Genomic DNA, 6,030 nt, shown 5'->3' on the forward strand with positions numbered 1-6,030 from the left:
GCTTCGCGCCAGCCGGACTTGGCGAGACGGCCTTGCAAATTTGATCAAAATCGCTTTTGTTATTTATCTTATAAAATTTCAACGTCGTCCTTTCTCAAAGATAGTAAGCAAAAGTGGCGTCAAAACGGCATGAGACTTGGCGTTTAGATCGGCAAGCTTGATGAGTGAGAAAAAATACTCCATCTCATCGCCGCTAAATTTATACCCGCTATCAACCGCCTTTGTCACGATGGCTCCGACAAGCTCTTTTAGCTCATTTTTGCCAAATTTTTGCGCCTGCTCCTCTGCTATCTTTTGATCGATAAAGCTTGTTAGCTCTTTTAGGCTAAGAGCTTTTAAATTTAGATCAACACTCATTTTTGGCTTTTTGGTGAGGTTATTTTCTATTAGCATTCGCGATCTTATCGTTGGTAGAAGCAAATTTTTACTCTGCGTTACTATTATAAATTTGATGTTTCTTGGGGGCTCTTCGATGATCTTTAAAAGTGCGTTTTGAGCCTCGGTGCGAAAAGATTTTGCGCTGATAACCAAAATTTTCTCATCTTTTTCGGCGATGTAGGCTTCGGCGATGACCTCTTTTGCATTTTCTAACAAAAAATCATCGCTTATAAAAAATCTTAGATTATTTACGCCAAACTCGGCTTCAAGCTTGGCTTTTAAATTTTCAAAATCGCTTGTTATGACGATTTTATTAAGCATTTAGAGTATCACCTTTGCAAAGAGCACGGCGTCTATGCTCTTGTCAAAAAGTTTATATAAATTTAGAAGCTTAAGGTCCAAATTTTCATCGCTCGAGCTTAGCGTGAAGCTGTTTTGCGCCTGCTCGTCAAAGAGCCACATATAGCTGTTTTCATCAGTCTTAGCTAAATTTGCACGTTTGTCTATGCTCTTGCCGATGTAAAAAAAGATGTAGCCATTTGGAAAGGCAAGGCTTAGCATATCTTTTAAAAGCTGCTTTTGCTCGTTTGTCTCGACGCTGTCAAAGGCTGGATAGAGCGATCTTAGGCTAAAAAATGGCAAAAACGGACGCTCGCTTTTTGTGCGGTTGATATTTCTTAAAAGATAGTTTTCAAACCACTCTCGCTCATCGTCGCAGATGACTATAAAAGCCTTGCTATCAAGCAAAAATTTAAGCCTAGATGCAAGCAAAGGCGTCCATTCGACGCGCTTCTCCTCCATCCAGCTCATATATCTTTCGCTTCTTATAGTCTCAAGCGTCCATTGGATAAAATCTTGCATTATTTATCTAACTTATACGCATCGTGAAGTACGCGAACTGCGAGCTCGCCATATTTTTGATCGACGATCATTGAAATTTTTATCTCGCTTGTTGAGATCATCTGGATATTTATCCCCTCTTTTGCAAGCGTCTCAAATGCTAGACATGCTACGCCGCTGTGACTCTTCATACCTACGCCGATGACTGAGACTTTCACGATCGCATCGTCATACTCGACATGTTTTGCAGCTGAGAGCTTTTGCATAGTCTCTTTTGCTAGGTCAAGCTCGTTTTGTGGCACTGTAAAGCCTAAATTTGTCGTGCCGTCGTGTCCTACGTTTTGGATGATCATATCTACATTTATATTTTGATGAGCTAGAGCTGTGAAAATTTCAGCTGCGATGCCAGGTTTATCGACTACGCCTCTTAAAGTTACTCTTGCTTGATTTTTATCTAGTGCTATACCGCTTACTAAAACCGCTTCCATATTATCTTCCTTTGCTATTAATGTACCTTCGTTGTGGTTGAAACTGCTTCTTGTGATTAGTTTGACATTTAGTTTTTTTGCTAGCTCGACTGAGCGATTTTGAAGCACTTTCGCCCCAGCAGAGGCGAGCTCCAGCATCTCGTCATAGCTTATCTTTTCTAGCTTTTTTGCCTTTTTTTCTATCCTTGGATCAGTCGTATAAACGCCATCAACGTCGGTAAAAATTTCACACAGATCAGCTTCAAGCGCACCAGCTAATGCAACCGCGCTAAGGTCGCTTCCGCCCCTGCCAAGAGTGGTGATATCGCCTTTGTCGTCTATGCCTTGAAAACCTGCTACGACGACAATCCTGCCAGCTTTTAGCTCAGCTTTTAGCCTAGTGGTGTCTATCTTTTCTATCCTAGCTTTTGTATGCACATCATCAGTCATTATCCCAGCCATAGCACCTGTTAGACCTACGCACGCATAGCCTTTTGCATTAAGTGCAATCGTCAAAAGCGCGGTGGTTACTTGCTCTCCAGAGCTTAAAAGCATATCAGTAGCAACGCCGTCTGGGTGCTTTGAGAAATACTCACTATATTCAACTAATTGATTTGTAACTCCACTCATCGCAGAAACTACCACAACCACATCAGCGCCGCTGTTTTTAGTCTCTATGACCCTATTTGCCACAGCTTCGATGCGCTCAAGCGTGCCTACGCTAGTTCCGCCAAATTTTTGAACGATTAACATCAAAAATATCCTTTCTCTTTAAAATAACTCAAAACTTTGTCATAAATAGGCTTTTTGAAGTGATTTATCCCCTCTAAAGCCTTGTTTATATCTACAAATTTATACTCGCTAAACTCTGGATGCTCGGTCTTTAAATTTATGCTCGCACCATTTTTTAGCCTAACCAAAAAGTACTTTTGCGTCTGCCCATCAAATGGATAAAATCTCTTTGACGCATTTGCTGGAAAGTCGTAGCTAAGCCAATCAGGATACTCTTCTAAGAAGTCAAATTTATCAGTTCCGATCTCCTCTTTAAGCTCCCTTTTTAGTGCCTGCTTTGGACTTTCGCCTTCGTCTATGCCACCTTGAGGAAACTGCCAGATATCGTCCATATCAACCCTTTTTGCGACTAAAATTTCGCATTTAAAAGGGTAAGAGCTAGACAAAATGACAGCTGCTACATTTGGTCTATATTTTTTTTGCATGTCTTTTCCAAAAAATTTATTTGAGATGATAACGAAAAAGAGTTAAGAGATAGATAAATGAAGTTAGTTTTTGCGCCGTTTGTAATAAATCGCACCTCCACTAAAAAGCAGTAAAACCACACCGCATGATGCTAGGCAAAATATAAATTTACCAAGCTCGCCAAAGATATATCCAGCGTGCAAATCAAGCATAAATTTATAAATTTCAAATGACTTTGGCATGGCATTTTTTGAAATTTGCTCGCTTTTTGTATCGACTAAAAGCCTAGCACCATCTCTCTCGCTAGCACCTTTTGGCAGGTAAAATAGCATAAATTTGACGCCGCCGCTATTTGCTATAAAATTTAAAGCCTCAAACTCGTTTCCAAATTTAGAGATGAAAATTTCATAAGCTTTTTTAAGGTTTGCCACCTTTTGCTCATCGCTTAGGCTAAAGCCATTTTTGTTTGTAAAATTTGGCTTTTTAAAGACCTTCTCTTCGCCACAAATTTGATTTATAACCTTAGCAAAGCTCTCATAAGAAAAGTAAAGCCCACTAATGCAAATCACGCTTAAAACGGCGCCAAGATAGATACCCAAAAAGCCGTGTAATGAATACAAAAACGCAAATTTTCTTGCTTTTAAATTTAGCTTAAAAGCATCCCCTACTCTGCTTCTAAACCTCCAAAAATATATCACCGCCCCGCTTATCAAGATAAAAAGCAACGCAAGCGTAGAGAGTGCTATTAGCTCGCTTGCAAATTTGCTCAATTTTTCATTTTTAAAAAGCGAAAGGGCTAAGTTTTTATGCAAATTTAAAACCAGCCCTATAAATTTCTCTGCATTGTTTTTGCCAGAAATTTCTCCAGTATAAGGATCTACAAAAAACGACTCAAACTCGCCATTTTCGTTAGTTCCGCTTATGACGTAAGCCTTGTTTGCCTCTGATTTTATCTTTAGGTAGCTAAGATTAAAATTTGACTCACTTTTGCTAAAAATTTTTAAAATTTCATCTATCTCTAAAGGCTTTTTGTCAGCCACGACCTCATCTTTGCTAAAGATATCGATTATCTCATCGTGATACGAGATGATCGCCCCGCTAATGCTAAGCACAAGAAGCGGCAAGGCAAAGATAAAAGCCAAAATAAGATGAAATTTTTTCAAAATTTTTATCATTTTAAAACTTTAGATTAAAACCAAGCTCGATCTTTTGTCCATCAGCTATCAAGATATCGTATCTGCCAGATCTTGTCGTAAAATACTCATTAAAGAGGTTATAAACGCTCAAATTTAGACTGAAATTCTTTGTTACGTTGTAGTTTATACCAAGATCAGCGATCACGTAAGGTCTGATGTCATCAGCATAGCTAAATGAGTTTTTAGTCCTACCATAATAATTTATCTGAGACCAGAAATTTAGCCATCTGTTTAGCTCGTAGTTTGCTCCAAATTTAAATGTATGAAGCGGATAGTTGTTTAAACTTTTGCCTATCTCTGCTCCATCTTTTTGTTTTGATCTTGTATAGACATAGCTTTGATTTAGCCTAAGAGCGTTTGTTACCTGCCACTCATTTGTTAGTTCAACTCCGTAAATTTCAGCTTTGCCGATATTTACACTCTCCCAAATACCATTTGGATAAATTTTGCCTTTATGTCTGCAAACACTGCCTCTTGAGCAGATAGGGCTATAGCTTAACATATCTTTAAAGCTTGTGTAAAAGCCAGTTAAAGACGTTTCAAAGCCTTCATTGTCATTATAAACGCCGCCAAATTCATAGCTCACGCTTGTCTCTGGCTTAAGGCTGCTTCTACCAAGCTGTGCTCCACGTCCTCCAGCAAATGGCAATGCAAGATCTTGCGTGCGTTGTTTGATGTCAGGCGTCGCGTATCCTGTGCTAACTCCGCCTTTTAGGGCAAAAAAGTCATTTAAGTTATAGATACCATAAATTCTTGGTGAAACATGTGAGCCGTAGTTCTCGTCGTAGTTATAGCGAATGCCAGTGCTTAAGATAAAGTCTTTTGTAAGGTGATAATCATCCTCGCCGTAAAGCGAAATGTCATATCTTTTTACATTTGCAGCGTCTGCGGTGGTAGCCTTTTCGTCAAGCTTTTCTTTTTTGGCGTTTAGCCCTAAAGTAAAGGCGTTATTATCAGTAAAATATGAACCTTTTGTATCAAAATTTAGTGTTTTTAGCGTCAAATTTTGTTGAGCGATCTCTTTTATCTTGCCGTAAGACAGGTAGCTTTGAAGCAAGATATTATCAAGCCTTGCTTCGTGGCTTAAATTTATCACATCGCCTTTTATTCTCTCGCTAGCAACCGAGTTAGTACCAGTTGATAGTGTTTTGCCTTTAGTTCTTTTATATTTCACATCACTTCTTGCAAGCTCAAGCGTGATGTCGTTATTTTCATTTGGTCTAAAAAAGAGCTTCGTGCCAAAATTTCTATCTTTTTGCTCTCTGTTTGCGTATGAGATTTTATCCTCTGACTTGTTTAAATTTTTGCCATAAACTGAGATGCTTAAAACATCGTCTATTAGCCCAGAGTGCAGATATAGGCTGTTGTAAAACTCGCCACTTATATTTTTATTTCTAGCAAATTTATAGCTTGAGCCAAGATTTGCATGAAAGTCGTTACTAAACTCATCTGTTATGATGTTTATCACACCGCCCAGTGCGTCACTGCCATAAAGCGAGCTCATAGGACCGCGTATCACTTCGATACGGCTTATCGCACTTGCTGGCGGGATGAAACTATATGAGCCTCCAACGCTTCTTAGCCCCTTATAAGCGTTATCTCCTGGCACTGGCATGCCATTTACTAAAATTTTAGTAAATCTTGGAGAGAATCCGCGTATAGAAATTCCTCGTCTATTTGCCGCTTCGGGAGTCGTTCCAAAAAGGCTTGGCACATCTTTTACCATGCTCTCAACGTCCTTGTGATTTCTCTTTTCTAGCGCATCTTGAGTGATGACGCTAAGCGTTGCAGGGGCGTCTTTTATGTTTTGCTCAAAGCCAGTTGCACTCACTACTTTAACCTCTGGCAGAACTTTATCTTCATTTGCAAAAAGCGGTAAATTTATAAAAACTGCCGCACAAATAGAAATTTTTAATAGACTTCTCACAAAAAACTCCTTATTAAAATTTAAA

Annotated in this window: 6 protein-coding genes; all 6 read right to left on the reverse strand. The window is 39.1% G+C overall.

Features of this window, described 5'->3' with window-relative positions:
• Positions 1 to 78 precede the first annotated feature (78 nt).
• Positions 79 to 699 carry a DNA polymerase III subunit delta' gene (locus Q0296_RS06025; RefSeq protein ID WP_298038045.1) on the reverse strand — a complete coding sequence of 207 codons (621 nt, stop codon included), beginning with the start codon at positions 697 to 699 and terminating at the stop codon, positions 79 to 81.
• A complete protein-coding gene (locus tag Q0296_RS06030) occupies positions 700 to 1,239 on the reverse strand; it encodes a HobA family DNA replication regulator (protein WP_298038047.1) in 540 nt (179 codons plus the stop codon). It lies immediately after the preceding gene.
• The gene (locus tag Q0296_RS06035; RefSeq protein ID WP_021087776.1) at positions 1,239 to 2,438 is read right to left on the reverse strand and encodes an aspartate kinase; all 1,200 of its coding nucleotides are present in this window, start codon (positions 2,436 to 2,438) and stop codon (positions 1,239 to 1,241) included. The genes Q0296_RS06030 and Q0296_RS06035 overlap by 1 nt, the downstream gene beginning before the upstream one ends.
• Positions 2,438 to 2,902: an RNA pyrophosphohydrolase gene (locus tag Q0296_RS06040; protein ID WP_021087786.1), complete on the reverse strand. Its 465-nt coding sequence runs from the start codon at positions 2,900 to 2,902 to the stop codon at positions 2,438 to 2,440. Before Q0296_RS06040 ends, Q0296_RS06035 begins: the two co-directional genes overlap by 1 nt.
• Before the next feature lie 63 nt (positions 2,903 to 2,965).
• Positions 2,966 to 4,057: a PepSY domain-containing protein gene (locus tag Q0296_RS06045; RefSeq protein ID WP_298038052.1), complete on the reverse strand. Its 1,092-nt coding sequence runs from the start codon at positions 4,055 to 4,057 to the stop codon at positions 2,966 to 2,968.
• A 1-nt stretch (position 4,058) separates the two neighbouring features.
• On the reverse strand, positions 4,059 to 6,030 hold a 1,972-nt coding region (locus Q0296_RS06050), incomplete at its 5' end, for a TonB-dependent receptor (RefSeq protein ID WP_366939722.1).

Origin of the sequence: uncultured Campylobacter sp. (genome assembly GCF_937890585.1) — a bacterium.
Classification (GTDB): Bacteria; Campylobacterota; Campylobacteria; order Campylobacterales; family Campylobacteraceae; genus Campylobacter_A.

What these genes read in the sequence shown, in the direction of transcription:
- Q0296_RS06025 (WP_298038045.1), bottom strand. Translation starts at nt 699, where the DNA reads ATGCTTAATAAAATCGTCATAACAAGCGATTTTGAAAATTTAAAAGCC.
- Q0296_RS06030 (WP_298038047.1), bottom strand. Translation starts at nt 1,239, where the DNA reads ATGCAAGATTTTATCCAATGGACGCTTGAGACTATAAGAAGCGAAAGA.
- Q0296_RS06035 (WP_021087776.1), bottom strand. Translation starts at nt 2,438, where the DNA reads ATGTTAATCGTTCAAAAATTTGGCGGAACTAGCGTAGGCACGCTTGAG.
- Q0296_RS06040 (WP_021087786.1), bottom strand. Translation starts at nt 2,902, where the DNA reads ATGCAAAAAAAATATAGACCAAATGTAGCAGCTGTCATTTTGTCTAGC.
- Q0296_RS06045 (WP_298038052.1), bottom strand. Translation starts at nt 4,057, where the DNA reads ATGATAAAAATTTTGAAAAAATTTCATCTTATTTTGGCTTTTATCTTT.